Origin of the sequence: Desulfoferula mesophila (assembly GCF_037076455.1) — a bacterium.
Classification (GTDB): Bacteria; Desulfobacterota; Desulfarculia; order Desulfarculales; family Desulfarculaceae; genus Desulfoferula; species Desulfoferula mesophila.
On record NZ_AP028679.1, the window covers coordinates 718,221 to 743,597 of the forward strand.

19 protein-coding genes are annotated in these 25,377 nt (G+C 66.0%); 2 read left to right on the plus strand and 17 right to left on the minus strand.

The annotated features are described in order from the left end of the window. Window positions 1-131: 131 nt before the first annotated feature. The 16 genes from ilvD to AACH32_RS03335 all read right to left on the minus strand — a co-directional run bounded on the left by ilvD (window position 132) and on the right by AACH32_RS03335 (window position 20,742). Window positions 132-1,802 carry a dihydroxy-acid dehydratase gene (gene ilvD / locus AACH32_RS03260; RefSeq protein WP_338605335.1) on the minus strand — a complete coding sequence of 557 codons (1,671 nt, stop codon included), beginning with the start codon at window positions 1,800-1,802 and terminating at the stop codon, window positions 132-134. A gap of 22 nt (window positions 1,803-1,824) precedes the next feature. Then, a complete protein-coding gene (locus AACH32_RS03265; protein WP_338605337.1) occupies window positions 1,825-3,270 on the minus strand; it encodes a 4-hydroxyphenylacetate 3-hydroxylase family protein in 1,446 nt (481 codons plus the stop codon). Between the two features lie 182 nt (window positions 3,271-3,452). Continuing rightward, on the minus strand, window positions 3,453-4,376 hold the full coding sequence (locus AACH32_RS03270; protein ID WP_338605339.1) for an MBL fold metallo-hydrolase: 924 nt from the start codon (window positions 4,374-4,376) through the stop codon (window positions 3,453-3,455). Window positions 4,377-4,452: 76 nt separating this feature from the next. Further along, window positions 4,453-5,427: a TAXI family TRAP transporter solute-binding subunit gene (locus AACH32_RS03275; protein ID WP_338605341.1), complete on the minus strand. Its 975-nt coding sequence runs from the start codon at window positions 5,425-5,427 to the stop codon at window positions 4,453-4,455. A gap of 14 nt (window positions 5,428-5,441) precedes the next feature. Beyond that, complete coding sequence (locus AACH32_RS03280) at window positions 5,442-7,352, minus strand: TRAP transporter permease (protein WP_338605343.1); 1,911 nt, start codon at window positions 7,350-7,352, stop codon at window positions 5,442-5,444. After that, window positions 7,349-9,607 carry a xanthine dehydrogenase family protein molybdopterin-binding subunit gene (locus tag AACH32_RS03285; protein ID WP_338605345.1) on the minus strand — a complete coding sequence of 753 codons (2,259 nt, stop codon included), beginning with the start codon at window positions 9,605-9,607 and terminating at the stop codon, window positions 7,349-7,351. The genes AACH32_RS03280 and AACH32_RS03285 overlap by 4 nt, the downstream gene beginning before the upstream one ends. Next, window positions 9,607-9,834 carry a hypothetical protein gene (locus tag AACH32_RS03290; protein WP_338605346.1) on the minus strand — a complete coding sequence of 76 codons (228 nt, stop codon included), beginning with the start codon at window positions 9,832-9,834 and terminating at the stop codon, window positions 9,607-9,609. Before AACH32_RS03290 ends, AACH32_RS03285 begins: the two co-directional genes overlap by 1 nt. Before the next feature lies 1 nt (window position 9,835). Next, entirely contained in the window at window positions 9,836-11,224 is a 1,389-nt protein-coding gene (locus tag AACH32_RS03295; protein WP_338605347.1) for a UbiD family decarboxylase, read from the minus strand. A gap of 15 nt (window positions 11,225-11,239) precedes the next feature. Beyond that, entirely contained in the window at window positions 11,240-11,941 is a 702-nt protein-coding gene (locus AACH32_RS03300) for a FadR/GntR family transcriptional regulator (protein WP_338605348.1), read from the minus strand. A 223-nt stretch (window positions 11,942-12,164) separates the two neighbouring features. Then, entirely contained in the window at window positions 12,165-13,445 is a 1,281-nt protein-coding gene (locus tag AACH32_RS03305) for a lactate racemase domain-containing protein (protein WP_338605350.1), read from the minus strand. Between the two features lie 212 nt (window positions 13,446-13,657). Beyond that, entirely contained in the window at window positions 13,658-14,935 is a 1,278-nt protein-coding gene (locus AACH32_RS03310) for an ABC transporter substrate-binding protein (RefSeq protein ID WP_338605352.1), read from the minus strand. 91 nt (window positions 14,936-15,026) lie between these two features. Further along, window positions 15,027-15,764 (minus strand): ABC transporter ATP-binding protein, encoded by a 738-nt coding sequence (locus tag AACH32_RS03315; RefSeq protein ID WP_338605353.1) that lies wholly within the window; start codon window positions 15,762-15,764, stop codon window positions 15,027-15,029. 2 nt (window positions 15,765-15,766) lie between these two features. After that, complete coding sequence (locus AACH32_RS03320) at window positions 15,767-16,501, minus strand: ABC transporter ATP-binding protein (RefSeq protein WP_338605354.1); 735 nt, start codon at window positions 16,499-16,501, stop codon at window positions 15,767-15,769. 2 nt (window positions 16,502-16,503) lie between these two features. After that, entirely contained in the window at window positions 16,504-17,463 is a 960-nt protein-coding gene (locus AACH32_RS03325) for a branched-chain amino acid ABC transporter permease (protein ID WP_338605355.1), read from the minus strand. Between the two features lie 43 nt (window positions 17,464-17,506). Continuing rightward, window positions 17,507-18,373 (minus strand): branched-chain amino acid ABC transporter permease, encoded by an 867-nt coding sequence (locus tag AACH32_RS03330; protein WP_338605356.1) that lies wholly within the window; start codon window positions 18,371-18,373, stop codon window positions 17,507-17,509. A gap of 545 nt (window positions 18,374-18,918) precedes the next feature. Continuing rightward, on the minus strand, window positions 18,919-20,742 hold the full coding sequence (locus tag AACH32_RS03335; RefSeq protein WP_338605357.1) for a lysophospholipid acyltransferase family protein: 1,824 nt from the start codon (window positions 20,740-20,742) through the stop codon (window positions 18,919-18,921). A gap of 251 nt (window positions 20,743-20,993) precedes the next feature. On the opposite strand from AACH32_RS03335, the gene AACH32_RS03340 reads away from it, so the two are divergent. Next, window positions 20,994-23,024, plus strand: a complete 2,031-nt coding sequence (locus AACH32_RS03340; protein ID WP_338605358.1) for a molybdopterin-containing oxidoreductase family protein — start codon at window positions 20,994-20,996, stop codon at window positions 23,022-23,024. A gap of 155 nt (window positions 23,025-23,179) precedes the next feature. After that, a complete protein-coding gene (locus tag AACH32_RS03345; RefSeq protein WP_338605359.1) occupies window positions 23,180-23,965 on the plus strand; it encodes an SDR family NAD(P)-dependent oxidoreductase in 786 nt (261 codons plus the stop codon). 83 nt (window positions 23,966-24,048) lie between these two features. Here AACH32_RS03345 and AACH32_RS03350 read toward each other — a convergent pair whose 3' ends face one another. After that, the gene (locus tag AACH32_RS03350) at window positions 24,049-25,296 is read right to left on the minus strand and encodes an HD domain-containing phosphohydrolase (protein WP_338605360.1); all 1,248 of its coding nucleotides are present in this window, start codon (window positions 25,294-25,296) and stop codon (window positions 24,049-24,051) included. Window positions 25,297-25,377 lie beyond the last annotated feature (81 nt).

The following is a 25,377-nucleotide window of genomic DNA, read 5'->3' on the forward strand; positions in this document are numbered from 1 at the left end:
CGGCGTCGCTCGCTCCTCGGCGTATGTAAAAATACGCCTGCGGGGTTCGCTTGCCCGACGCCTTGCCTGGCCCTCCCTGGCTGTGCCGAATCCGGCTTCGCCAGGCAGCACCAGGCGGCGTGGTCTGTCCCTCAGTCTCGGTGGCGAATGACCGCCCCCTGGTCGGCCGAGGAGGCCAGGCGGGCGTAGACGGCCAGGTAGCCGCTGGTGAATTTGCGCGGCGGGGCCTGCCAGGCGGCCTTGCGCCGGGCCAGTTCCTCGTCGCTCACCGCCAGGTGCAGGCGGCCCGCCGGGATGTCGATCGTAATCTGGTCGCCGTCGGCCACCAGGGCCAAGGGACCGCCCTCGGCCGCCTCTGGTGAGACGTGGCCCACGAAGCAGCCGTTGTTGGTGCCCGAGAAACGCCCGTCGGTGACCACCGCCGTGCTCAGGGCCAGGCCCTTGCCGTAGAGCAGCTTCATGGCCTTGTACATCTCGCGCATGCCCGGACCGCCCTTGGGCCCCTCGTAGCGGATCACCACCACCTCGCCCGGCCCCACCTGGTCGGCCAGGATGGCCTGGTTGGCTTCCTCCTCGCAGTCGAAGCAGCGGGCCTTGCCCTTAAACACGCGCATCTCGGGCTTGATGGCCGCCGGCTTGGTGATGCCGGTGCGGGGGGCCAGGTTGCCTCGGAGCACCGCCAGCCCGCCACCCACCTCCCAGGGGTCGTCCAGGCCGCGCAGCATGGGGTGCTCCTGAATCTGGACGCTTGCCAGGTTTTGGGCCAGGGTTTGCCCGGTGACCGTGAGGGTGTTGCCGTCCAGCAGGGGCAGCAGGCGCTTGAGCACCGCCGGCACCCCGCCCGCCGCGTGGAAGTCGCCCAGGTTTTGGGGAGCGGCGGGGTTCATCTTGGCCAGGTGGGGAGTCTCCTTGGCCAGGCGCTGGATATCGGCCATGCTCAGTTCGAACCCGGCCTCGTAGGCCACCGCCGGCAGGTGCAACACCGTGTTGGTGGAGCCGCCGATGGCGCTGCTCAGCCGCATGGCGTTGGCCAGGGAGGCGGGGGTGATGATTTGGCGGGCGGTGAGATCCTCCTCCACCATGGCCACGATGCGCCGCCCCGCTTCCTGGGCCGCGCGCAAACGGTCGGCGAAATAGGCGGGGATGGTGGCGCTGCCCGGCAGGCTCAGGCCCAGGCCTTCGGCCAGGCAGCACATGGTGTTGGCGGTGCCCAAAAAGGAGCAGGAGCCGCAGGTGGGGGCCACCGCGTCTTCCAGGCGGTACAGCTCCTCCTCGCTGATCTTGCCCCGGCTGAGCATGCCCATGGCCTCCACCAGGGAAGTGGTGTCGCTGGGCCGCCCGTCGAATTCGCAGCCCCCGGCCATGGGCCCGCCCACCACCAGGATGGCCGGCAGGTCCAGGCGGGCGGCGGCCATGAGCATGCCGGGCACGATCTTGTCGCAGGAGCCCAACAGCACCACCGCGTCCAGGCGGTGGGCCTGAATCATGATCTCGATGTCGTTGGCGATGAGGTCGCGGCTGGGCAGGATGTAGTGCATGCCGTCGTGGCCGTTAGCCAGACCGTCGCAGGCGGCGATGACCCCGAACTCCACCGGGGTGCCCCCGGCCTGGCGGATGCCTTGCTGCACGTACTCCGACACCCGGCGCAGGTTGTAGTGGCCGGGCACCACCCGGTTCCAGGAGTTGGCTATGCCGATCAGGGGCCGTTCCAGGTCGTAGTCGCTGTAGCCCATGGACTTGTACAGGGCGCGCATCTTGGACCATTCGGGCCGGGCCAGGATTTTTTGGCTGCGTGGTTTCATGGCTGGCGTCTCCCCCGCTGGCCTAGACCAGGCCCAGCATGTTTTTTACCCGGGCCACCTTTTGCTCGAGGTCGGCCTGGCGGCCGATCATGATGCGCTGGGCGGTGGGCGGCCCGGCCCCGTGCATGGACTCGATCAAGTAGCCCACTGCCCCGGCCCCGGCCACCAGGTTCTCGATGAGCCGCAGCACCTTCATGCGGTCCACCACCGGGAAGTCGGGGTTGGCGGCCAGGTACTTCTTGATGTAGGGCCCGGCCACCGGGTCGTTGAGGTCGGCCGCCGAGGGCATGGTGCCCAACAGGCCCCCGGCCACGTCGGTGGCCAGGCGGGCCAGCTCGTAGGGGAAGCGGGTCACGTTGAGCTTGCACACGTTGGCCAACAGCAGGTTGACCAGGTAGTTGCCCGCCGCCGTGGCCTCGCCGGTGGCCGAGCAGGCGATGCCGCAGGAGAAGATGGTCTCGTTGAGGTGGATCATCTCCACGATCTTGTCCTTGATGTGGCTGGCCCCGGCCACCCCGTTCATCTGGGCGATGAGCGCGGTGGCCCCGATGAGGGCGTCGCCCACCCCCACCTTGCAGCCGCCGTAACTCTGGCGGTGGTAGGAGGCGAAGCGCTCCACCAGGGTGCCGGAGAAATCCACCTCGCCGTCCAGGAACACCCGCTCGTCGGGCACGAACACGTCCTCAAAGACGGTCATCACCTCCTGGCCGCCAAAGGGATTGCCCACGTCCAGGGGGTCGGCCTCCAGCTTGCGGGTGTCGCTGGCCTGGCGCCCGTAGATGTAGCGCACGCCCTCGGCATTGGTGGGCACCGCGCAGCACACCGCCCAGGCCTCCTCGCCCGGCCGCATGGTCAGGGTGGGCATCACCAAGATCTCGTGGGAGTTGAGCATGCCGGTCTGGTGCAGCTTGGCCCCGGAAATGACCACGCCCCCCGGGCGGCGCTCCTTGACCCGAAGGAACAGGTCCGGGTCCACCTGGTCCTTGGGCCGCTTGCCCCGGTCGCCCTTGGGGTCGGTCATGGCCCCGTCCACCACCAGGTCGTTCTGCTGAATCCAGCTCCAGTAATCCTTGAAGCGCTGGTGATAGTCGGTCCCGTGCTTTTGGTCGCACTCAAAGGTGGTGCTGTAGATGGCGTTGGCCGCGTCCAGGCCCACGCAGCGCTGAAAACAGCAGGCGGTGCCCGCGCCACAGTAGCGCTGCATCTTCACCTTGTTCACCAGGTCCTCGGCGCTTTGGTGCAGGTGGGTGAAGCGGTTGATCTCGGCCTTGCACAGGGAGGACTCCACGCAAAAAAGGTCGCGGGTGGCCGGGTCGTGGGCCGCGTCAAAGGTGAAGGCCACCGCCTTTTGCGAAGGCTGGACCAGGCCGTGTTCGCCCAGGTCGCCGGATTTGCGGCCCAGCATGTGGGCTTCCAGCTTAAGGTCCGCCACTGACTCCAGATATTGTTTGCCGGTTTTAAGGGCCACGCCGCCTCCTCGTTTTTTGTTGCGCCGCCGCGCAATTGCATGGCTTCCGGCGAACGCCGGACCTGTCTATCTTAGCCACAGGCGGGCCTTGCTGGCCAGGGTTTGTTGCGTGGGGGCGGTGGCCAAAGGAGAGGGGCCGCCGCGCGGTGCGACGGCCCCTATGGCCGCGAGGCGGGAGACTCTCAGTCCAGGGCCAGGGTCATGCCCACGGTGGTAAAGGGGCAGCGGGCCCCCAGGCGGTTGCGCAGCGTCTGCTGGGCCAGGGCCCCGGTGCAATGCATGGGCAGCACCAGTCCGGGGTTCTCCTCCAGCAGCCCGGCCACCACGCCCTCCAGTTGGGCCGCGTCCAGGAAATTCAGGTGCAGTCCGCCCACCAGGGCGTAGAGCGGCACGCCGGGGCAGATAGCCTGGGCCGCGGCGATGGTGTTGAATACCCCGGCGTGGCAGCAGCCGGTGATGACCACCAGGCCCCGTCCGGCCAGGTTGACCACCAGGGCCTGGTCGTCTTCCAGGTTGTCGGGCTGCCACTGGCCGTCCTCGCGGCGCAGGCCGCCGGGCCAGAGCACGTCGCGCGGGCTTTGGCGGGGGATGCCGCCGCTGACCCACAGGCCCGGTCCCAGGGGGGTGGGGCTGTCGGCCAGGATGGGCCGGGCGCCCAGCCAGGCGGCGGTCTCCTCGCGGTCCAACACCCAGGGCCCGGCCACCTGGCCGCCGGGTTTTTTGACCCCCCGCTCGCCAAAGGTGCGCGGGTGGGTGATGAGGGGCGCCTTGATGTCGTAGGCCTCGGTGATATCGCGCAAGCCGCCGTAATGGTCGATGTGTCCGTGGCTGAGCACCAGGTAGTCGGCCTGGGCCGGGTCCAGGCCCAGCAGCCGCAAGTTGTTTAAAAGCGCCGGGCCGCCCCGGCCGAAGTCATATAGCAGGCGGGTGGTCTCGCCGCCGGGGCCCTCCACCTCCAGCCAGGCGGAAAACCCCTGGGCGCCCAGCAGCATGGACTGGGGGCCGGGCGAGGGATAGCGCAGAGGCCCCGAGCTGGGCAGGAATATGTCCACGTTGTTGTCCACCACCACGGTGAAGCTCAGGCGCACGGCTTGTTCGGCGGGCACGGCGTTTCTCCCTGCTGGGCGCGGGGCGGGCTCCAAGTCGCGGGGCCCGCCCCGGGGTTGAGGCGAGGCCGGATCGCTACTTGATCCAGCCCTTTTCCTTGTAATACTTCACGGCGCCCGGATGCATGGGGATGCCCACGTCCTTGGCCATGTCCTGGCGCTTGCCCAGCCGCATGGCCTTGATCATCTTGCCGTAGCGGTCGAAGTTTTGGTCGATGCTTTTCACGATGGCGTAGGCCACCTCGTCGGGCATGTCCTTGTTGGCGATGACCACCACGTTGGCGATGATGCCGGGCATCTCCTGATCCACGCCGGGATAGCTGCCCTTGGGCAGGGTGTAGGGCTCCAGACCCTTGTGGCTCTTGACCAGCTTGTCGATGACTTCCTCGGACAGGGGCAGCATCTTGATCTTGCGCTGGCTGGCCGCGTTGAGGATGGGCGGCGCGGGGTAGGCCATGGCCCCGTAGAGGATGGCGTCGATGTGGCCGTCGATGAACTGCTTGCCCGCCTCGGCGAAGCTCAAAAAGCGGGTGTCGATGCTCTTGAAGCTAAGCCCGTAGGCCTCCAGCACGTAGCGCGAGACCACCGCGATGGCGCTGCCCTTGGGGCCGGGGGTGACCTTCTTGCCCTTGAGCTGGGGGATGTCGCTTATGCCCGAATCGGCGTTGACCACGATCTGGCTGGGCTCGGGGAAGATGACCGCCAGTTCGCGGATGTTGTTGAGCTTGCCCTGCTTCTTGAAGTACTCGATGCCCTGCCAGGCCTCGGCGGCGGTGGTGGAAAAACTGAAGGCGGCGTTGATCTTGCCGGCGTTGGTGGCGATAACGTTGGCCGCGCCGCCTATGGGCATGGTGGAACCCTTGAGCTTGGGGTTGGCCTTGATGGTGTCTTCCACCATGGCCGTGCCCAGGGCCTGCCACACTCCGCCGGCCGGAGCGGTGCCCCAGCGGATGTCGTAGGCCCACGCGCTGGGGACTCCGACGCTCAATACGCCCAGGGCCAGGAGCAGGCTCAGGGCCAGGCAAGTCGCCAACCATTTTTTAACAGCCATTGGGGGCCTCCTTGTTAGTCGGGGATAACGGTTAAGGGAGATTTTTTTCTCCGGTAAAGCTGCCACAGCACCAACAGGGCCAGCAGGGCCAGCCCGGCCAAGCTGTAGGCTTTTACCGGCATGATCAACAAAATTCCGATGACAAAGGCCAGGCCGCGTTCCGGGGTGTTGAGCTTGCCCAATAGATAGCCAACCCCGGCCACCGCGAAGCAGGCCGCGCCCAATATGGCGGTGCCCATGTCCATGGCCATCTTCCCCAGAGGCCCTTCCAAGAGCAGGCTCTGGTCGTAGGCGAACATGAAGGGCACCACGAAGGCCACGATGCCTATGCGGGTGGCGGCCCAGCCCGTCTTCCAGCCGTCGGCCCCGGCTATGGCCGCGGCGGTGAAGGCGGCGGCGGCCACCGGTGGGGAGATGAGCGACAGGCAGGAGAAGTAGAAGGCGAACAAGTGGGCCACGTGGGCGGGCAGGCCCAGGGCCATCAGGGCGGGGATCACCGTGGCCACCTGCACGATGTAGGCCGGGGTGGTGGGCATGCCCGCCCCCAGGATCAGGGCGATGACCATGGCCATCATCAGGCCCAAGAGCAGGTGCCCGCCGGCCAGGTCCACGAAAGCGGTGCCCAGGCGGTTGCCCAGGCCGGTGAGGTCCACGCTGCCCACGATGATGCCCGCGGCGGCGGTGGAGATGGTAACGATGAGCATGCCCTTGCAGCCCGCTTCCAGGGCGTTCAGGATGCCCGCCAGGTTCAGGCGGGTGGTCTTGCGCAACTGGCAGATGACCAGGGCCGAGACCACGCCCACCCCGCCGGCCATGCTGGGGCTGTAGCCGGCCACCAGCATGTAGATGAGCAGCGCCAGGGGGATGAGCATGTGGCCGTAGTCGCGCATGGTCTGGCCGGGGGTGACGTCCACCTTCAGGCCCGGCAGGCGGTTCTTGCGGGCCTCCAGGTCCACGGTGATGAACACGCTGATGTAGTAGAGCACCGCCGGGAACAGGGCGTAGTAGATGATGGTGGAGTAGGGGATGCCCGAGAAGGCGCTCATCACGAAGGCGGCCGCGCCCATCACCGGGGGCATGATCTGCCCGCCGGTGGAGGCCACCGCCTCCACCGCCCCGGCGAACTCGGGGCGGTAGCCCGCGTTTTTCATCATGGGGATGGTCACCACCCCGGTGGTGGCCACGTTGGCCGCGCCGCTGCCGGTGATGGTGCCCATGAGCGAGCTGGCCACCACGGCCACCTTGGCCGGGCCGCCCACCATGTTGCCGGTGAGGGTGGTGGCCAGGTTGCTGAAGAGCATGGCCCCGCCGGTGTGCAGCAGCACCGCCCCGAAAATGACGAACAGGGCGATCTCCGTGGCCGACACCCCCAGGGGGATGCCGAAGATGCCCCCCAGGGACAGGTAGTTGAAATCAACCATGTCCTTGAAGGTGACCGCCGAGGTGTGGAAGGGACCCCAGAGGTAGGGCCCCAGCAGGGGGTAGATGAGAAAGGCCAGCACCACGAAGAACAGGCCCTTGTTGAACATGCGCCGGGTGGCCTCCAGCACGATGAGCACCATGGCGATGCCCAGGGTCATCTCCCAGGGGGAAAGCTCGGTGATGAAGGGGAAGCGCTCCTCGGTGACCCAGTCGTAGTTGAGGGCCAGGTAGGCGGTGGCCGCCCCGGACACGAACAGGAACACCCAGTCCAGCCAGGAAGGCCGGGGCTTGCCCTTGGCCCGGATAAGGCCGGGGCGTACCAGAAACAGCAGGATCAACCCCAGGCCCAGGTGGATGGCCCGCTGGATGAGGGCGTCGAAGGCCCCGAACAGGGCGGTGTATATCTGGAACAGGGCCAGAACCGCCGCCACCAGGGTGGCGCTTTTGGCCTGCCAGGACTTGGCCCTCCAATATTCGCGCCAGCTTTTGCGCTCCTCGCTCACGCGTTGTCCATCCTTTGCTGCCGCCGCTGGCGGTTCAAGATTTGCCACAGGGTCTCGCCGGCCACCGGGTTGCTGTAGGTGGGCTCGCCCAGGACGGCGGCCACCGCGTTGTGCACCGCCGGGGCGGTGGAAAGCAGGGCGGGCTCGGCCACCCCCTTGGCTCCGTAGGGGCCGGTGGGCTCGGGATCCTCCACCACCCGCACCACCACCTCCGGCGCGGGCCAGGCGTGGGGGAGCTTGTAGTCCAAAAAGTGGGGGTTGACGATGCGCCCTTGGTCCAGAAGGACCTGCTCGCTCACCGCGTAGCCCAGGCCCATCATGGCCGCGCCCTGAATCTGGGCGGCCAGGTTCACCGGGTGGATCACCTTGCCCACGTCATGGCAGGCCACCAGGCGCAAAACCTCCAGGCGGCCGGTGAGCTTTTCCACCGCCACCTGGGCCGCGTGCACCGCGAAGGCGTAGGTGGCATAGGGCGCGCCCTGGCCGGTGACCGGGTCCAGCTTGCGGGTGGGCGGGTCGAAGGTGCCCTCCACCTCCAGGGGCTCGCTGAGCAGGCGCCGCGCCGCCTGGGCCAGCTCCCAGGCCCGGCCCTCCATCCACAACTGGCCGTCGCGCCAGCTGGCCTCGCCGGAGCCGTCGGCCCGCTGGGCCAGCTCCACCAGGCGCTGGCGCAGGGCCGCCCCGGCCCGCTGCACCGCGCTGCCCACCACGTAGGTGAGGCGGCTGGCGGTGGAGGGGCCGGAGTTGGGGCAGGTGGAGGTGTCGCCGGCGACCAGCTCCACCTGATCCGCGTCCAGGCCCAGCTCCTGGGCGGCGATCATCTTCATGGTGGTGGATGCGCCCTGGCCGCCGTCGCCGGTGCCCACCAGGAGGGTCACCTCGCCCTGGTCGGAAAGCACCAGGCGGGCCGCGCCGGGGTTGGGCAGGCCGGTGAGGCCGATGCCGTAGTAGGTGGCCCCCAGGCCCCAGGCGGTGAGCCAGTCGGGGTCGTTCTCGCGGGGATGGGGGGACAGCTGGGCTTGGGCCTGCTCCACCTGCTCCAGGCATTTGGTGATGCCCACCGAGGCGGTGAGCTCCTGGCCCGCGGCGGTGCTGTCGCCGGGCTCCAGGAAGTTGAGCCGCCTTATCTCGGCCGGGGTCTTGCCGCAGGCGGCGGCCACCAGGTCCATCTGGCATTCGTGGGCGATGGCCACCTGGGGCACCCCGAAGCCGCGCATGGCCCCGCACACCGGGTTGTTGGTGTAGACCAGGCGGCCGTGCGACTCCACGTTGGGCACGTTGTAGGGGCCGGCGCAGTGCACCACCGCCCGGGTCAGGATGGAGGGGCCGTAGGAGGCGTAGCAGCCGGTGTCGGCCAATATCTCGGTTTTGACCGCCACCAGGCGGCCCTCCTTGGTGGCCCCGGTGGTCATGGTCACTACCATGGGGTGGCGCTTGGTGCTGGTCTGGAAGGACTCCTCGCGGCCATAGGTCATGCGCGCCGGGCGGCCAGTAAAGTAGGTGGCCATGGCGCAGAAGTATCCCGGCGAGAGCCCCTGCTTGTCCCCGAAGTAGCCGCCGATGGTGGCGCAGATGATGCGCAGGCGCTCGGGGGGCAGGGCCAGGATGCGGCTCAGCATACTCTGGTCCAGGTGGGCGTGCTTGGTGGGCAGCTTGATCACCAGGACCTCGCCCTCCCACCAGGCCAGGCCCGCCTCGGGCTCCAGATAGGCGTGCTCGATCATCTGGGTGCGGTAGGTGCGCTCGATGACGATGTCGCAACCGGCCAAGGCCGCCGCTCCCTCGCCCCTGAGCAGGCCGCGCTCGAACACCAGGTTGCTCTCGCCGTTGACCACCGGCGCGCCGGGGGCCAGCGATTCCTCCGGGGTGAACACGCCGGGCAGGAGCCGGTAGTCGGGCTTGACCAACCGGGCGGCGGCCTGGGCCTGCTCCAGGGTATCGGCGGCCACCAGGGCCAGGGGGTCGCCCACCCGGCGCACCTTGTCCACGCACAGGGCCGGTTCGTCCTTGAGGCGCGGGCCCAGCATCACCTCGCCGGGCAGATCGGCGGCGGTCCATACCCCCACCACGCCGGGAGCGGCCTTGGCCGCGCCGACGTCCAGGCCTATCAACTCGGCGTGGGCCACCTTGCTGCGGGCCACGGCCAGGTGCAGGGCGCTGTCGGGCTGGTGGTCGCCGGCATAGAGAGCCTTGCCGGTTACCTTGTCCCAGGCGTCGAATTTGAGTACCGGACGGCCGATGCTGTCCTCGGCCATCAGCTTTTCTCCCGGCCGGGGCGGTAGATGGTCTCGGGCTTCAGGCCGCCGGGCACCTTGGCCACCGCCGCCGAGTTGACGCTGCCGGAGATCACCAGGGGGCTGTCTTCCTTAAAGAAATACACGCCGCAGAAGGGGCAGTGCAGCTCCACGGGCAGGGAGTAGAGCAGCATGTCCGCGTAGTATTCGCGGCCGCAGGAGGGGCAGGTAACGCTGAAGATGTCCATCTCAACCCTCCAGGTAGTCGTCCAGGTTAAGGTTTTGCCGCAGCTGTTCGGGCACCTCTCCCCGGCGGGGGAAGGGGCGGTCCAGGGGCCGGGTGGCGTCGATGACCATGCCCGAGGTCTTGATCTCGTGGCGCAGGCTGGGGTCCAATACCTGGCCTTGCAGGTTTCTCAGGATGCTCAGGTCCTGGTCGGCCTGCACCCGGCTGGACAGGGCCCACATCACCTGGGCCAGATCCTCGGGGTCCACGTCGTCGTCCACCACGATCACGTGCTTGATGAAGTTGCTGGCGCTGATGGCGGCCAGGGCGGCGCGCATGGGCTCGCCCTCGGTCTTCTTTTTCAGGCTGATGATCAGGTTGAAAGGCCCGCCCGAGCCCACCCAGCAGGTCTTGATCACGCCCGGCGCCGCCTGCTTGGCCCGCTGGTAGATGCTGGCCTCGATGGGCAGGTGGGCGTTGATGTGCTCGCTGTAGCAGGGGAAGATGTCGATGATGGTGGGGCGCTGGCGGCCGTACACCGCGCTGATCTCCACCACCCAGGAAAGGCGCTGGGGCCCGGCGTAGCCGGTGAACTCGCCGAAGGGCCCTTCAACGCAGCGCTTGCCCGCCAGGATGCGGCCTTCCAAGACCAGCTCCGCCTCGGAGGGCACCAGCAGCTCCTCGCCGAAGCTCAGCGAGGGGATCAGCCCCAGGGGTTCGCCCATGACCCCGCCGGCCACCGCGTATTCGTCGGCGTCCAGGGGGGTGAGCAGCGCTCCGGTGAGGTGGAAGGCCGGATGATGGCCCAGCACCACCGCGATGGGCAGGTCGCGCCCGGCGGCCTCGGCCTCGGCGAAGTAGGCCGACAGATGGCGGGGCGACATGTAGATGGCCAGGTGGGTGGGGTCCAGGTACTGCATGCGGTTCCAGGAGACGTTGTAGCGCCCCTGGGGGCTGCGGCTCACCACGATGGGGGTGAAGTAGGGGCCGCCGTCCAGCTCGGTATGGCGGATCAGGGGCAGGCGGGTGAGGTCGATGTCCTCGCCCTGCCAAACCCAATGGCGCACCGGGGCCTCTGGCAGGGCCACCCGCACCGGCTCCAGGCTTTTGCCGGAAAGCTCCAGCATGCGCTCGATCAGGGGCATGCGCTGGCCGGTGTCCAGGCCCAGGGCCAGGGCGATCTTGCGGAAGGTGCCAAAGGTGTTGTTGAGGATGCGGCAATCGGTGGGGCGGCCCTCAAGGTCGCGCACCTGCTCGAAGAGCACCGCCGGGTAGCGCTTTTGGCTCTCCAGGGCGTCCACCACCGCGGCGCTTTCGAAGGCGGCGGGCTCCACCGGGCGGCGCACCGTTACCAGCTCCCCCGGAGCCTGGGCGGCCAGGGTCTCCAGCCAAGATGTCAGGTCCATTGCCATGGGGATGATGCTTCCTTATTTCCAGTAGGTGGCCATCTGGGCCACGTGGCGGGCCATGGTTTCTTGCGCCGAGTCCGGGTCGTGGCGGCGCACCGCTTCGAATATCTCGACGTGCCCGTCTATGCCCAGGGTGCGCAGCTCGGGAGGCAGGTGATGCCGGCGCACGTTGGTGTAGAGCAAGGGAACCAGGGCCCGCGAGATAAGGTTGAGCACCGTGTTGCCGCAGGCGTCGGCCAACACCAGGTGAAAGTCCAGGTCGCTGATGCTGCGGGGGCGATCCTCTTCCACCACCTGTTGATAGGTGGTTATGGTGTCTCCCAGCCTCCGGAGGTCTTCCTCGGAGGCCAGCCGGGCGGCCAGCGCGGCCACCTGGGGTTCGATGACCAGGCGGGCCTGGGTAAGGTCGGCGATGCTGGCCTTGCCCAGGCGCAGCATCAGGGTGAGAGCCTCGCCCACCGGCTCGGGGCTGGGCTCGCACACGAACACCCCGCCTCCGGCCCCCCGGCGGCTGGTCAACAGGCCCATCTGCTGCAGGCTGATCATGGCCTCGCGCACCGGCACCTTGCTGACCCCCAACTGGCGGGCCAGTTCGCTCTCCGTGGGCAGGCGGTCGCCCACCTTCAGTTCCCCGGCCAGGATCAGGTTGGTGATCTGTTCCCTTACGCTGTCGGAAACCCGCCCATGCTTGACGCTTTCCAGAGATATTTTGCCGCTCAATTTCTCATCCCGTTTTTGGGGCCGCCGCCCGGGCGTTTTGGGGGCGTCCGTGAATAACCTAATATTAGGTTTTATTAGATTAGGTTAGGTTCCACTAAGTGGTCAAGAAGCAATATTGTACGATTTACGAGCGCCTTTAGGGCAAATTTTGGGGGCAAAGCAAAAAAAACTAAGGGCCGCCCCGGATGGGACGGCCCGAAATGCTTGGGAAAATTAAATCCGGTTAGATGGGGAACACCGTGTAGCGGCCATAGGGCACAAAAGCTACCTTGGCGTCGGGCCCATGTTTTTTCATGGCCGCGTCAAAGGCTTCTTGCAGGCTGGCGGTGACTTCGAGGCCTACCCCCTTGGCCATGGGCAGGTTTTGCTCCATGGTCACCACCTGCACGTCGCGCTGCATCAGGGCCCGGTACAGGGGGTACCAGATGCAACCGGCCCACAGCTCGCGCTCGCCCTTGACCAGGGCGGTCAGGGCCTTGACGTGGTTGGCCTCGTTGGCGGGCATGTAGTCTTGCATCAGGTCCATGAGGGCGAAGCCGGGCCAGTCGCCGTAGCCGGGGCAGGGGCTGCAGAAGATGATGCTGCTGTCCTCATGGGTCAGGGGCAGCATGTTGACGATGGCCCAGTTGGTGTGGAAGAAAAGGTGGTTGGTGGGCGCGGTGGAGCCGGTGATCACGATGTCCGGCGCTTCTTCGGGCTCGAACTTGTAGATGTTGTCATAAAAAGACACCGCGGCCATGTGGGATTCCACCGGGTCGCCGGCGTTGACGTAGATGATGTCCCAGTTGTTGGCCACCACCACGTTGATGCCCACGTCCACGCCCACCAGGTCCAGGGCCTCGTATTTGTCCTGCTGCATGCGGCAGTAGTTGTTGCCGGGCAGGCAATCCGGGGCCAGGCTCATGATGTGGTTGCTCTCGATGGTCTCGTTGCCCGACACGGCGGGAATGATCATGCCCGAGCCGCCGTAGCCCCACAGGGTGGCCTGGGTGGTGCTGATGGTGATGACCACGTCGGCCTCGGCCACCACCTTGAGCACCCACAGGGGGGTTCCCGCCGTGGTGGTGCCCAGATACACGTAGTTATCCGGGTCGCTCACGTCGTTGCACTGCACCGGCACGTTCTTGGACATGACCTCGGCGCCCAGCTTTTCGGCGATTTCCTCGGGCGAGAGGGGGGGCACCTTGCCGCAGCCGATGGCGATGGAGGCGCTGCCGCCCACCGCGCTCACCATGTCCAGCAGGGTGGGCAAAAACAGCTTGGCCTGGGCGGCGCGGAACTGGTTTTCGGTGATGATGCACACCTTGCAGCCCGGGGTGAGCAGCTGGGAAAGTTTGCGGCCTCCCACCGGGTTCTCCAATGCCTGGAGCATGGTGGCCACGGGATCGGCCAGGGCCGGGGGCTCTTGGGCCGCGTAGGTGGTCAGATTTTGGTCCGGGACTTCTAGCTCCAGAACTACTCCGAGTTCCTCGGCCGTTTCGTACGGCACTTTGATTAGGGCCATGTATCGCGCTCCGTGTTCTTGAGGTTCAACGGACGCCGGCCTTCGTGGGCGGCGTCCCATGGTGTATCCGCTATTGATGTTTTTATACTATCAAATACCGCGGCACGCCGAATCCCCAAATCCATTCGGGCAGACAATTTTCCTAAATTCCTGAGAGGCGAGAGGGCGCCGCGGCGCCTCAGACAAAGCCGGGACGCCGCGGCGGCGAGGAGCTACTGAACCAGGAAGGGCTGCCCCACGCTGTTGATGCCGCGAGCGCCCAGGTAGGGGGTGGTCCAACGGCCCAGGTTGGCGATGATCTTGGGCACCACGCTGGAGCCTTCCTTGACGATCTCGCCGATGTACATGGGCTGGACCAGGTCGTGGTTGACGTCCAGCTCAACCGGACCGCGCGGGCTGTCCAGCTTCATGTGCTCCAGGGCCTTTACGATCTTGGCCGAATCGGTGTCGCCGCCGGTGGTCTTCACCGACTTGAGGATCATCTGGCCGGCGTCGTAGCCATGCACCGAGCTCATGGACACCGAGACGTTGGGGTCGTTCTTGGTGAACTTGTCGTAGGCCTTTACGAACTCCTTGTTCACCGGGTTGTCCAGGGTGATGGCCCAGTTGAAGCCGCAGTGCCAGCCCAGGGCCGCGTCCTTTTGAGCCATTAGAAGGTTGCGCTCAAAGAACCAGCCGGTGGTGGTCATCTTGACCTTTTTATTGAGGCCGAACTGGGCCGCCTGGCGGCAGTAGTTGACCGCGTCGTTGCCCGCGAACCAGCCGAAGTAAACGGGCGCGCCGGACTTGGACAGCTTGGTCAGGTAAGGGGCATAGTCCTTTTCGTTGAGCGGCGGGTAGGCCGAGCCCACGATCTTGCCGCCCTTGCCCCGGAAGGCCATGGTGAAGGCCCAGACCTCGTGGTGCCCGGCGGCGTAGTTGGCCCCGCCCACGAAGCACTGGTCGCCCAGGTTGTCCTTGACCCATATTCCGGTGGGATGGGCGAAGATCCAGTGGCTGATGGAGGAGCGGAATACGTAGGGGCTGTAAAGGTTGCCCGACAGCTCCACGTTGCCCGCGGTGGGGATGATCATGGGGACCTTTTTCTCGTTGGCGTAGTTGCGCATGGCCACGCACACCGCGCTGCTCACCGGCCCCACCAAGAAGTCCACCTTGTCCTTGTCCACCAGCTTGCGGGTCTTGGTCAGGCCCACGTTGGGCTTCATCTCCGAGTCTTCCTTGATGACCTCGAATTTGCGGCCCTTATACGCTCCGCCCGCCTGGTTCAGCGCCAGCTCCAGTCCGGCCACCACCCGGTCGCCGATGACCTTGTAAGCCCGGGAGAAGGGCAGAACAACCCCGATCTTGATGGGGCCCGAGCCGCCGGCGGCAAAAGCGGGCGCGCCGCTCAAAAGGTTGCCGGCCATGCCGCTGAGCGCGGCGGCCCCGGCCACAGTGGCCGACTTTTTCAGGAAACTTCTTCTGGTGACGTCCTTTTTCTTTTCCTCCACGATTCCCTCCTTTTTTTCTTAATGCATTAACCGGCCCCCGGAGATGCCTCCCGCCACGGAAAATGCTCCGGGGGAATTTTCTCGTTTTGCCCTAGCCGGGAGCCTCGCATTCGGCCACCGAGGTGGACACGCCCAGGGTTTGGATCAAAATGTCCTCGTTGCAGGCCAGCTCCTCGGTGGTGCCGCTGAAGCGGATCTCTCCCTTTTCCAGGATGTAGTGCCGGTCGCAGGCGCTTAGGGCCATCTTCACGTTTTGCTCCGAAAGCAGGATGGTGATGCCCGTGGTCTTGATGTCCAGGATCAGATCCCTGAGCTCCTGCACCACCAGGGGGGCCAGCCCCTCGCTGGGCTCGTCCATGAGCAGGATGGAGGTATCGCCCAGCATGGCCCTGGCGATGGCCAGGAGTTGCCGCTGACCTCCGCTGAGGCCCCGCACCTTTTGATGGCGCTTTTCTCCCAGGATTGGGAAGCGGTCGTAGGCGGTTTGGATCTGGGCCGGGACATCCTGGCCCCGCTGGGCCACCAGGGCCAGGCGCAGGTTTTCCTCCACCGTGAGCTTGGGGAACACCCCGCGTCCCTGGGGGCACAGACGCACCCCCTGGCGGAACACGTCGTGGGGCTTGAGCTTGGTCAGCTCCACCGAGCCGTTAACCAGGATGGAGCCGGAGCGGGGAGGGGTGAGCTGCATCACCGAGCGCATGAGGGTGGTCTTGCCCGCACCGTTGCGCCCGATGAGAGACACCGCCTCGCCTTTGGCCAGCTCCAGATTCACGCCGTGCAGCACGTGGCTGAGCCCGTAGTAGGTGTGCACATCACTTAGTTGCAACATGGCTACAGCCCCCCCAGGTACACGCGCTGTACTTCCTCGTTGGCTTCGATTTCACTGGGCGGCCCCTCGGCGATCTTTTCGCCGTAATGGATCACCAGGATGCTGTCGGATACCTTCATGACAAACTCGATGTCGTGTTCGATGAGCACGATGGTCACCCGTTCCGAGAGCCTCTGGATCAGCTCGATCATGGACAGGCTCTCAAAGCGGCTCATGCCCGAGGTGGGTTCGTCCAGCATCAACAGGGCCGGATCGGTGGCCAAAGCCAGGCCGATCTCCAGCTTGCGCTGGTCGCCGTAGGAGAGCTCCTGGGCCAGGCGGTCCTGGTGCTCGGCCAGGCCGGTCCACCCCAGCACCTCGTCGGTTTTCTCCTCCAGGCGGTCGGCCGGGGAGAGGCCCCGCCAAATGCTGGAGCGGCGCTCCAGGCGCGACTGCACGGCCAGCTCCAGGTTTTGGCGCACGCTGAGCTTCAGGAAAAAGTTGTTTATCTGGAAGGAGCGGGCCAATCCCAAACGCGAGAGCTGGTGAGGCTTGGCGCCGGTGATGTCCTTGTCCTGGAAGGTCACCTTGCCTTCGTCAGGAGGGAAGCGGCCGGTGATCACGTTGAAAAGGGTGGTCTTGCCCGCTCCGTTGGGCCCGATGATGGCCTTGAGCTCGCCCTGGCGCACCTGGAAGTTGAGGTGGTTGAGGATAAGCAGTTGGCTGAAGCTTTTGCTGAGGTCCTGCACGTTGAGCATGGCTATTTCCTCCACCACCGGATCTTGGAGGCGATGCCCATCACCCCGCTGGGCGCGAAGATGATCGTTAGCACGAAGAAAAAGCCGATGAAGATCATCCAGTTTTCGGTGAGGGAACTAAGCTCGTCACCCAGCAGGATGATGATGGCCCCGCCCAAGACCGGCCCTACCAGGGTGCCCATGCCCCCCAGCACGGACATGAGGATCAGGTCGCCGGACAGGCTCCAGTGCAGCATGCCCGGAGACACGAAGTCCTGGTAGGCGCCAAAGAGCACCCCGGCCACCGTGGCCAGGCACGCCGAGATTATGTAGCTCTTGATCTTCATCTTGCGGATGTTGTAGCCCAGGTAGCTCACCCGCTCGTCGTTTTCGCGGATGGCCACCAGCACCTTGCCGAAGGGGCTGGTGATTACCCGTCTACAGATAAAGTAGGTGGCCACGAAAAACAGCAGCACCAGGTAGTAGAACCCGTAGGGCCGGGTGACCTCGGCTATCCACAGGCCGGGGATGCCCACCGTGGCCTTGGCTATGCTGATGCCGTTGTCGCCGCCGGTGACCGTGGTCATGTTGAAGGCGGCCAGATAGAAGAACTGGGCAAAGGCCAGGGTGAGGAACACGAAGAAGATGTCCTTGGTCTGGGTGGAAAAGAAGCCCACGAACAGGCCCACGATGAGGGCCGCTGCCAGGGCCACCAAGAGCACCGGGGCCAGGTTGGTGGTCAGGTTGTTGATGGTGAAGGCGGCGGCATAGCCCCCCAGGCCGAAGAATAGGGCGTGGCCCAGGCTGACCAGGCCGGTGTAGCCGGCCAGGATGTCGAATCCCAGGAGCATGATCCCGAAGATTAGAACCTTGGTGAACAGGTCCAGGTAGTAGTCGGAGAACAGGGCCGGAGAGCCCAGGGGGAGCAACACCAACAGCAGCAGCACCGCCAAGAGATAGATTCGTTTAGCACCCAACATCATTGCCTCAGCCCTTTATGAACGCGCTTGGTGACACCCATGGCTTCTACTCCGTCTCCGGCACCAGGCCGGAGGGGCGGAACAGCAGGATGGCGGCCATTACGATGTAGATGGCGGCGTCGGCAAAGCCGGTGAGGAACACCGCTCCCAACTGGACGGCCTGGCCTATGATCAAAGCTCCGATCACCGCTCCGCGTATGCTGCCCAGGCCGCCCACGATAACCACGATGAAGGCGTCGATGATGATGTCCACGCCCATCTGGGGATAGACGGTGCGCATGGGGGCCACCACCGCCCCGCCCACCGCCGCAAAGGCGGCGCAGACCACGAACACCACGGTGAACACCTTGCGGGTGTCGATGCCGTGGGCCTCCAGGGTTTCGATGTCCTCGGTGCCCGCCCGCACCACCACGCCCCAGCGGGTCTTGGAGATCAAAAGCCAGATGGCTATGGCCAGGACGATGCTGAACACCAAAACGAACAGGCGGTAGGTGGGGTAGTAGACCCCGAAAAGATTGGTGGCGCCGGCCAGGAAGCCGGGCATTTCTATGGAGTAGATGTCGTTGCCCCAGATGAACTTGATGGCGTTTTGCACGATGAGGCTGATGCCGAAGGTGAGCAGCAGGTGATGCAGGGGCGGTCGGCCGTACAGGGGCCGCAGGGAGAAGAATTCAATGACAAAGGCCACCACCCCCACCGCGATGGGCGCGGCCAAAAGGCCCAGCCAGAAGTTGCCGGTGAAGGCCACCACCGTGTAGCCGAAATAGGCGCCCAACATGTACAGCGAACCATGGGCGAAGTTGAGAACCTCCAGCATGCCGAAGATGATGGTAAGGCCGCCGGCCACCAGCATGAGGACCATGCCCAGAGTCAGGCCGTGCAATATGGTAGTTATCAGGGTTGAAAAATCCATCAGTGCCGCCGCGCTCCAAAGGTGTCGTCTGGTAGGAAGCCTGCCTGGGCCCCGGCCGAACCAGGGGAATGTCCTGCGGTGGCCCGCTGCCCCTGCCGTGTGGGCAATCCGGCGCTCACTGTACGAATCGTCGCCCTGGGGCGAGCGCCCTGGTGGACGGGTTTATGCCACGGCAAAGACAGGTCCGCCGGACCCGGCGGATATTCCGCCAAATATTTTCGATGTCCGCCTAGTATTCACCTGGTGAATAGTGCGGTTCTTTTCAGTGTAGAGCTATGATGGGGCACGGCCTAAAAAAACAGCCGATACCAAGGGCAAAATTCGGGAACAGCGAAGAGCGTGGTGCGAAGCCGGCAACGAGCTAGGTAGGTTATTCGATTGGCGCCGGCGGAGAGTGAAAATCAACTGTTGTTTTGCTTGCCCTTTGCATAGTTCGCAATATGAACTATGCGTTTCTTAAATTATGATAGTAAAGTGACGCCATTTGTGTCAAGGCAAAATTATGGCCGCCGCCCCGGGCCGGTGGCGTCTGGGATTTTCACGGGCTAGGCGCAGCGGGGCAGGGCGAAACGTCCTTGGTGGTGCAGCCGGAAATAGGCTTGGGCCTCCTCGGGGCCCAGGTAGCGGGCCAGGTACTTGGGGTCGGCTTCCAAAAGATCGGCGGCCATGAGGCAGTCCAGCGCGTCGCCGAAGGCGGGGTCCACGTTCCAACCCACGGCCTTGGCCGCCAGCTTGGTGTACTGCTTGATGAGGATGGGCAGACCCCAGCCGCTGGGCTCTATGTCGCCGATCATCTCCGACAGCTCGTCCAGGTCCGCCACTTGACGCAGCCACTCCTCGGGGTGTCTCTGCGCCTGGCGGGGCCACTGGGGCGGGCGCCGGGGCGCGGCCAGCCCGGCCAGGGGCGAGGGGTAGTTGTGGTCCAAAAAGCGCTGGATCAGGCGGCGGGACAGGGGGCTGAAGCGGTTGGAGATGCTCACCGGGCCCAGGATGTAGCGGTAGCGGGGCATGGCGGCGATGAGGTGGCCGATGCCCTTCCACAGCAGGAGCAGGCCCGAATAGGAGCGCTGGTACTTGGGGTCCAGGAAGGAGCGCCCCAACTCGATGGCCGGGTCGCAACGGTTGAAAAACTCCGGCTGGTAGTCGAACAGGGTGGCGGTGTAGAGGCCCCGCGCCCCCCGGCGGGACAGGATCTTATCCACCAGGCCCAGACGGTAGCCCCCGGCCAGTTCCTGGGCCTCATGGTTCCACAGGCACAGATGCAGGTAGTAGTCGTCAAAGCGGTCCAGGTCGCGGGTCTGGCCGGTGCCTTCGCCCACCTGGCGGAAGCTCAACTCACGCACCCGGCCCACCTCGTCCAACAAGCGGGGGGCCTGGCGTCCCCGCGCGTAGAGCACGGTGAACTCGCCGCTGGTGATGAGCTTTTGCGCCGGAGGCAGGGCCGCCACCTCGGCGGCGGCCGACAGGCGGCGGGCCGGGGCCGGGGGAGGCATCAGCCCGGCGGGCGGCTCGGGCGGCTCCTCTTCGGGCCGGCCCTTTACCGCGCCCAACAAATACACCCGCCGCCGCAGATATTCGCTGGCCTCGCGGGAGCCGGCGCGCGCGGCCAGGCGCTTGTAGGGGATGGGCGAGCCGATGCGCGGGCGCACCTCGCTGCCGATCTTGTTGACCAGCTCGCGGGGCAGCAGGGCGGTGCGCAGGCGGGGGTGAGCCAGACCGGCCACCTGGAACAGGGCGCTGTTGCGGCCGGGGAAGAACACCGGCAGCACCTTGGCCTTGGCCCGCCGGGCCAAACCGGCGGCCATGGGGCTCCAGGAGGGATCTTCCACCCGCCAGCGCCCCCAGGCCAGGCTGGACACCTCGCCGGCGGGAAACACCACCAGCATGCCGCCCTGTTCCAGCCAGCGCAGAGCGTCGCGCAGGGGGCGGAAGTTTTGCTCCACCGCCTGGCCGGAGGCGAAGGGGTCCACCAATAGGAACATGTCGCGCAACTCGGGCACTCGGCTGAGAATATAGTTGGCCATCACCTTGACGTCCGGGCGCACCTTGAGCAGCAGGCGGGCCAGGATGAGACCCTCCAGGGCGCCGTAGGGGTGGTTGGCCACCACCACCACCGGGCCCTTGGCGGGCACCCGCTTGAGCTCCAGGTCCGACACCCGCCAGGCCACGCCCATTTGCCTGAGCACCGCGTCGATGAAAGCGGCCTGGCCCTGCTGGGCGGGGTTTACTTGGCGATAGATGGCCTCCAGGCGGGCCAGGTAGAACAGGCGGCTGATGGCCGCGCCCATCTTGTCGGCCACGGGTGCGGGTACGGGCCGGGGCCAGTTGAAGGCGGGCCGGAAAATAGCTTCCGCGCTGCTGGGTGGCATGGGATTCCTCCAAACCGTGCATGGTCGGTTTCAGCGAGAGGGCCTCTTGGAGAGCCTCCCTCGGGTTAGTTAGTTCTAGGACGGACAGATGACGATCGGGTGGAGGGCGTATTGCATTTTTTAGACAATGCGGGACGTGCAACCGGAGGCCCGGCGGCGGGTTTTGTCAGGAAGGAGCCGGGTGGGTTATATTGAAAACTGTCGGGCCAACGGCCCGAGCCAAGGGCGCTTTTCGGCGAAAGGAAGCAAGGATGGATTCTTGGCGACCCAGCGTTTGCCCCTTTGACTGCCCCGACACCTGCGGCCTTTTGGTGCGGGTAAAGGAGGGGCGGGCCACGGCGGTGAAGGGCGATCCGGAGCACCCCTTCACCCAGGGCTTTATCTGCCAGAAGATGGCCCAGTACCCCGCCCGGGTGCATCACCCCCAGCGGATCACCAAGCCCCTGCTGCGGGTGGGCCCCAAGGGCGAGGGGCGGTTCAAGGAGATAGGATGGGATCAGGCCCTGGCCCTGGCCGCGGCCAAGCTGGAGGAGACGGCGGCCAAACACGGCCCCGCCGCCATCCTGCCCTATTCCTATGCCGGGCACATGGGCCATTTGCACCGCAACGCGGGCCACGCCTTTTTTCACCGCCTGGGGGCCAGCAAGCTGGGGCGCACCATCTGCAGCAGCACCGCCTCGGCGGGCTTTGCCTACAGCCTGGGCACCGGACCGGGCACCGACCTTAGCCACAGCCGTTTGTCCGACCTGATCATCGTGTGGGGCTGCAACGTGTTGACCACCAACCTGCACGCCTGGCCCTGGTTCCAGGAGGCCCGGCGGGGCGGGGCCCGCCTGGTGGTCATCGATCCCTACGCCAACCAGACCGCGTTGAAGGCCGACACCCACCTCAAGCTGCGGCCGGGCAGCGATGCGGCCCTGGCCCTGGGCCTGATGCAGGTGCTCATCAACGAGGAGTTGCTGGATCACGAGTTCATCGCGGCCCACACCCTGGGCTTTGCCGACCTGCAGGCCCGGGCCGCCGAGTATCCGCCGGAGCGGGCGGCGGAGCTGACCGGGGTGAGCGCCGCAGAGATCGTGGAACTGGGCCGGGCCTATGGCCGGGCCCGGGCACCCTACATCCGCACCGGTTGCGGCCCCGCCCGCCAGTTGGCGGGGGGCATGGCCATGCGCACCATCGCCCTGCTGCCCGCCCTGGTGGGGGCCTTCGAGCGCCCCGGCGGAGGCATCCTGCGTAGCGTGGGGGCGGGGGCCTGCCTGGACCTGTCGCGCCTCACGGCGGAAGAGCTTTCCCCGGCCGGCACCCCCACGGTTAACATGGTCCAGCTGGGCGCGGCCCTGGCCCCGGAGGCCCCCCGGCCCCTGCACCTGCTGTGGGTGTATCTGTCCAATCCGGCGGTGGTGGCCCCGGACAGCTCGGCGGTGCTCAAGGGCCTGGCCCGGGAAGACCTGTTCCTGGTGTGCCAGGAGATGTTCATGACCGAGACCGCCCGCTGGGCCGACCTCATCCTGCCCGGCGCCGGCTCCCTGGAGATCACCGAGCTCTACACCTCCTACGGCCACCGCTACGTGCAGATGGCCAAGCCGGTCATCGCGCCGGTGGGCCAGTGCCGCTCCCTGTGGTCGGTGTTCCAGGAGATGGCCGGGCGCATGGGCTTTGACGAAGAGGTGTTCACGGCCGACGAGGAGCAGCACATCTCCTGGATGCTTGATAGCGGCTCCCCTTGTTTGGAGGGCATAACCCTGCAGAGCCTGTCCGCCGGCCGCCCCCTGCTGGCCAACATCCCGGCCAACCCCTACGAGCGGGGCTTTCTCACCCCCTCGGGCAAGGTGGAGTTCTACTGCGAGGCCCTGGCCGCCCAGGGCCTGGACCCCCTGCCCGACGGCGCGCCCAGCCGCGAGGACGACCACGGCGGGGTCTATCCCCTGCAACTCATCACTCCGCCGCGCAAGCAATTTTTGAACTCCACCTTCAACGAGCTGGAGGCCCAGCGGGAGCGGGCCGGGGAGGCCGAGATTTACCTGCATCCGGACGACGCGGCGGCCCGGGGCATCGTTGACGGCGGATTGGTGAGGGTGTTCAACGGCCGGGGCGAGTGCCTGCTCAGGGCCAAGGTGTCAGAGGCGGTGCTGCCCGGCGTAACCGTGGCCGAGGGTCTGTATTGGGGAGCCCATACCCCCGGCGGCACGGGCATCAACCATCTCACCTCCCAGGCCCTGGCCGACCTGGGCGGCTCCAGCGCCTTTCACTGCAACCAGGTGGAGGTGGCTCCGGCCCCCTGAGAAATTCCCCGGCGCGGCACAAATCGCTGGACTCCGGCCCGGCGGGTGGGCAAACTGGGCGAGCCGGACCCGGAGCCCTCCCCGGTCGGGAGCGGGGCGCCGGTGCGGCTATTTCAGCAACGAGAACCTGGGTAGAGCATCTAGAGGAGAAGAGAATGTTACAGATAAAGGACGCGGTGGCGGTCATAACCGGCGGGGCCAGCGGCATCGGCCTGTCCCTGGCCCAGTATTGGGCCTCCCAGGGCGGCAAGGTGGTGCTGGCCGACCTGTTCCCCGAGGCGCTGGAGCAGGCGGCGGCCCAGGTTGAGGGGCCGGTGCACACCGTGGCCTGCGACGTGACCAAGGAGGAGGACAACGCCCGTCTGGCCGCCGAGGCCATCGAGGCCTTCGGGGCCATCAACCTGGTGGCCCCCTTCGCGGGCATCATCAAGGACGGCCTGTTCCTGTCCCCGGACCGCGAGAGCGGCAAGGTTGCCCGCAAGATGCCCTTGGAGCAGTTCGAGAGCGTGATCAAGGTGAACCTCACCGGGGTGTTCCTCACCGCCCGCGAGTGCGGCGAGCAGATGGTCAACCACGGCTGCCGGGGCTTGATCTGCTTCATCTCCTCCACCGGTTCCCTGGGCACCGCCGGGCAGATCAACTACGCCTCCACCAAGGCGGCCATGTCGGTGATGCCCAAGGTGCTCACCGGCGAGTTCATGCGCCGGGGTCTGTCGGAGCGCATCCGTTGCGTGGCCGTGGCCCCGGGCTACGTGGGCACGGCCATGGTCAAGGGCATGAACCAAAAGGCCTTGGAGAAGATCGTGGACGAGGTGCCCATAGGGCGGCTCATCGAGCCCGAGGAGGTGGCCTCCCTGGTGGGCGAGCTGTATCGCAACGAGGCCCTCAGCGGCGAAGTGTACTTCATCCACGGCGGTCTGCGCCTGGGCTCCCGGGGCTAGCCGGGCCGCCTTCGCCCTCAAGGCCCTAAAAACTTTGCTGCCGCCGGTACTCCCGGCGGCAGCTTGCTTGGGGCGCGGGGCCGTCAGGACAGGCGGCAGGAAATCCTTTCCTGGTAGAACTCGCCGGCCCTGGCCTGCTGGTCGGCCACCAGGCGGGAAATGCGGTCGAAATCCTGGCCCACCAGATCCACGAATTGCCGGTCCAGGTGATCTTCATAGGCCATTTTGTCCAAGATGGACATGACCTTGTCCTTGGGCAGGGCCTCGCGGTAGGGCCGCCGCTCGGTGAGGGCGGTGAACACGTCGGCCACGGCCATGATGCGCGCCCCCAGGCTCAGGCTGTGGCGGTCGTGGTGAAAGGGATAGCCCGAGCCGTCCAGCTTTTCGTGGTGAAAGGCGGCCCACTCGGCGATCTGCTGCATGCCGTTTACGCTGTTGAGCACCTCGTAGGTGTTGTAGGTGTGCGATTTCATAACCGCCATCTCCACCTCGTCCAGCTTGCCCGGCTTTTCCAGGATGTGGTTGGGCACGGCCATTTTGCCCACGTCGTGCAGATAGCCCGCGATCTCCATCAGCTTGACTTCTTCCCGGCTGAAACCATGCGACCGCGAAATTCGCCTGGCCGCCGCCGCCACGCCGGAGGAATGGGTGGCGGTGAAGCTGGAGCGGAAGTCGATGACGTTGCGGAAGAGCTTGGCCACCTCCTCCACCATGTCCAGGCCCACGTCCGCCTTGTTGTAGGGCCCCCGGTTGAGCAGCAGGGAATACATGCGCGGCGCAGCCAGGTCCAGCCAGAACTCCTCGTGCTCGGAGGCCTCCAAGAAAAGCTCCACCACTTGGGGATGGATGGTCTTGCCGCGTAACTGCTTGATGCGTTTGGTGATCTGCTGGTGCTGGTGCAGGATGTAGAGGTTGCGGTCCACCCAACGCTCCACATGGTCGGCCAACAGGATGGCCTGGGCGTTGAAGGCGGCAGGGTTTTCCAGCGACTCGTCCCAATCCTCCCACGGGCGGTGGTGATAGAGCACCGCGCTGGCCTCGTTTTCCAGCCAGGGCACGCTCTTGAACAACAGCCAGCCCCGGATGCAGTGGTCCTCGGTATCCTGCCCCTCGAAGCGGTGCAGGGTTTGCATCTCCTCCACCGAGTTGGCCCCGATGTCGTGCAGCACCGCGGCGGAGAACATGTTCTCCAGGCTTTGCTGGTTCAGCCCCGCCACCCGCCCCATTTCCCAGACGATGAAGGCGGTCCTAAGCTGGTGCTGGAACAGCTCCGGATTGGCCAAATCCATGGCATTGGACAGGGATAGGATTATGTTGCCGAGATTGACCATAAAGGCTCACCGCGCGCTTGCACCCCTCGATTTTAGCCGGCGGCCGCATGGACGCGAGGGGATCGTGCCAGGTGAACACCT

What these genes read in the sequence shown, in the direction of transcription:
- AACH32_RS03315 (WP_338605353.1), bottom strand. Translation starts at nt 15,764, where the DNA reads ATGTTGCAACTAAGTGATGTGCACACCTACTACGGGCTCAGCCACGTG.
- AACH32_RS03345 (WP_338605359.1), top strand. Translation starts at nt 23,180, where the DNA reads ATGTTACAGATAAAGGACGCGGTGGCGGTCATAACCGGCGGGGCCAGC.
- AACH32_RS03305 (WP_338605350.1), bottom strand. Translation starts at nt 13,445, where the DNA reads ATGGCCCTAATCAAAGTGCCGTACGAAACGGCCGAGGAACTCGGAGTA.
- AACH32_RS03320 (WP_338605354.1), bottom strand. Translation starts at nt 16,501, where the DNA reads ATGCTCAACGTGCAGGACCTCAGCAAAAGCTTCAGCCAACTGCTTATC.
- ilvD (WP_338605335.1), bottom strand. Translation starts at nt 1,802, where the DNA reads ATGAAACCACGCAGCCAAAAAATCCTGGCCCGGCCCGAATGGTCCAAG.
- AACH32_RS03285 (WP_338605345.1), bottom strand. Translation starts at nt 9,607, where the DNA reads ATGGCCGAGGACAGCATCGGCCGTCCGGTACTCAAATTCGACGCCTGG.
- AACH32_RS03350 (WP_338605360.1), bottom strand. Translation starts at nt 25,296, where the DNA reads ATGGTCAATCTCGGCAACATAATCCTATCCCTGTCCAATGCCATGGAT.
- AACH32_RS03325 (WP_338605355.1), bottom strand. Translation starts at nt 17,463, where the DNA reads ATGATGTTGGGTGCTAAACGAATCTATCTCTTGGCGGTGCTGCTGCTG.
- AACH32_RS03330 (WP_338605356.1), bottom strand. Translation starts at nt 18,373, where the DNA reads ATGGATTTTTCAACCCTGATAACTACCATATTGCACGGCCTGACTCTG.
- AACH32_RS03290 (WP_338605346.1), bottom strand. Translation starts at nt 9,834, where the DNA reads ATGGACATCTTCAGCGTTACCTGCCCCTCCTGCGGCCGCGAATACTAC.
- AACH32_RS03275 (WP_338605341.1), bottom strand. Translation starts at nt 5,427, where the DNA reads ATGGCTGTTAAAAAATGGTTGGCGACTTGCCTGGCCCTGAGCCTGCTC.
- AACH32_RS03340 (WP_338605358.1), top strand. Translation starts at nt 20,994, where the DNA reads ATGGATTCTTGGCGACCCAGCGTTTGCCCCTTTGACTGCCCCGACACC.
- AACH32_RS03295 (WP_338605347.1), bottom strand. Translation starts at nt 11,224, where the DNA reads ATGGCAATGGACCTGACATCTTGGCTGGAGACCCTGGCCGCCCAGGCT.
- AACH32_RS03335 (WP_338605357.1), bottom strand. Translation starts at nt 20,742, where the DNA reads ATGCCACCCAGCAGCGCGGAAGCTATTTTCCGGCCCGCCTTCAACTGG.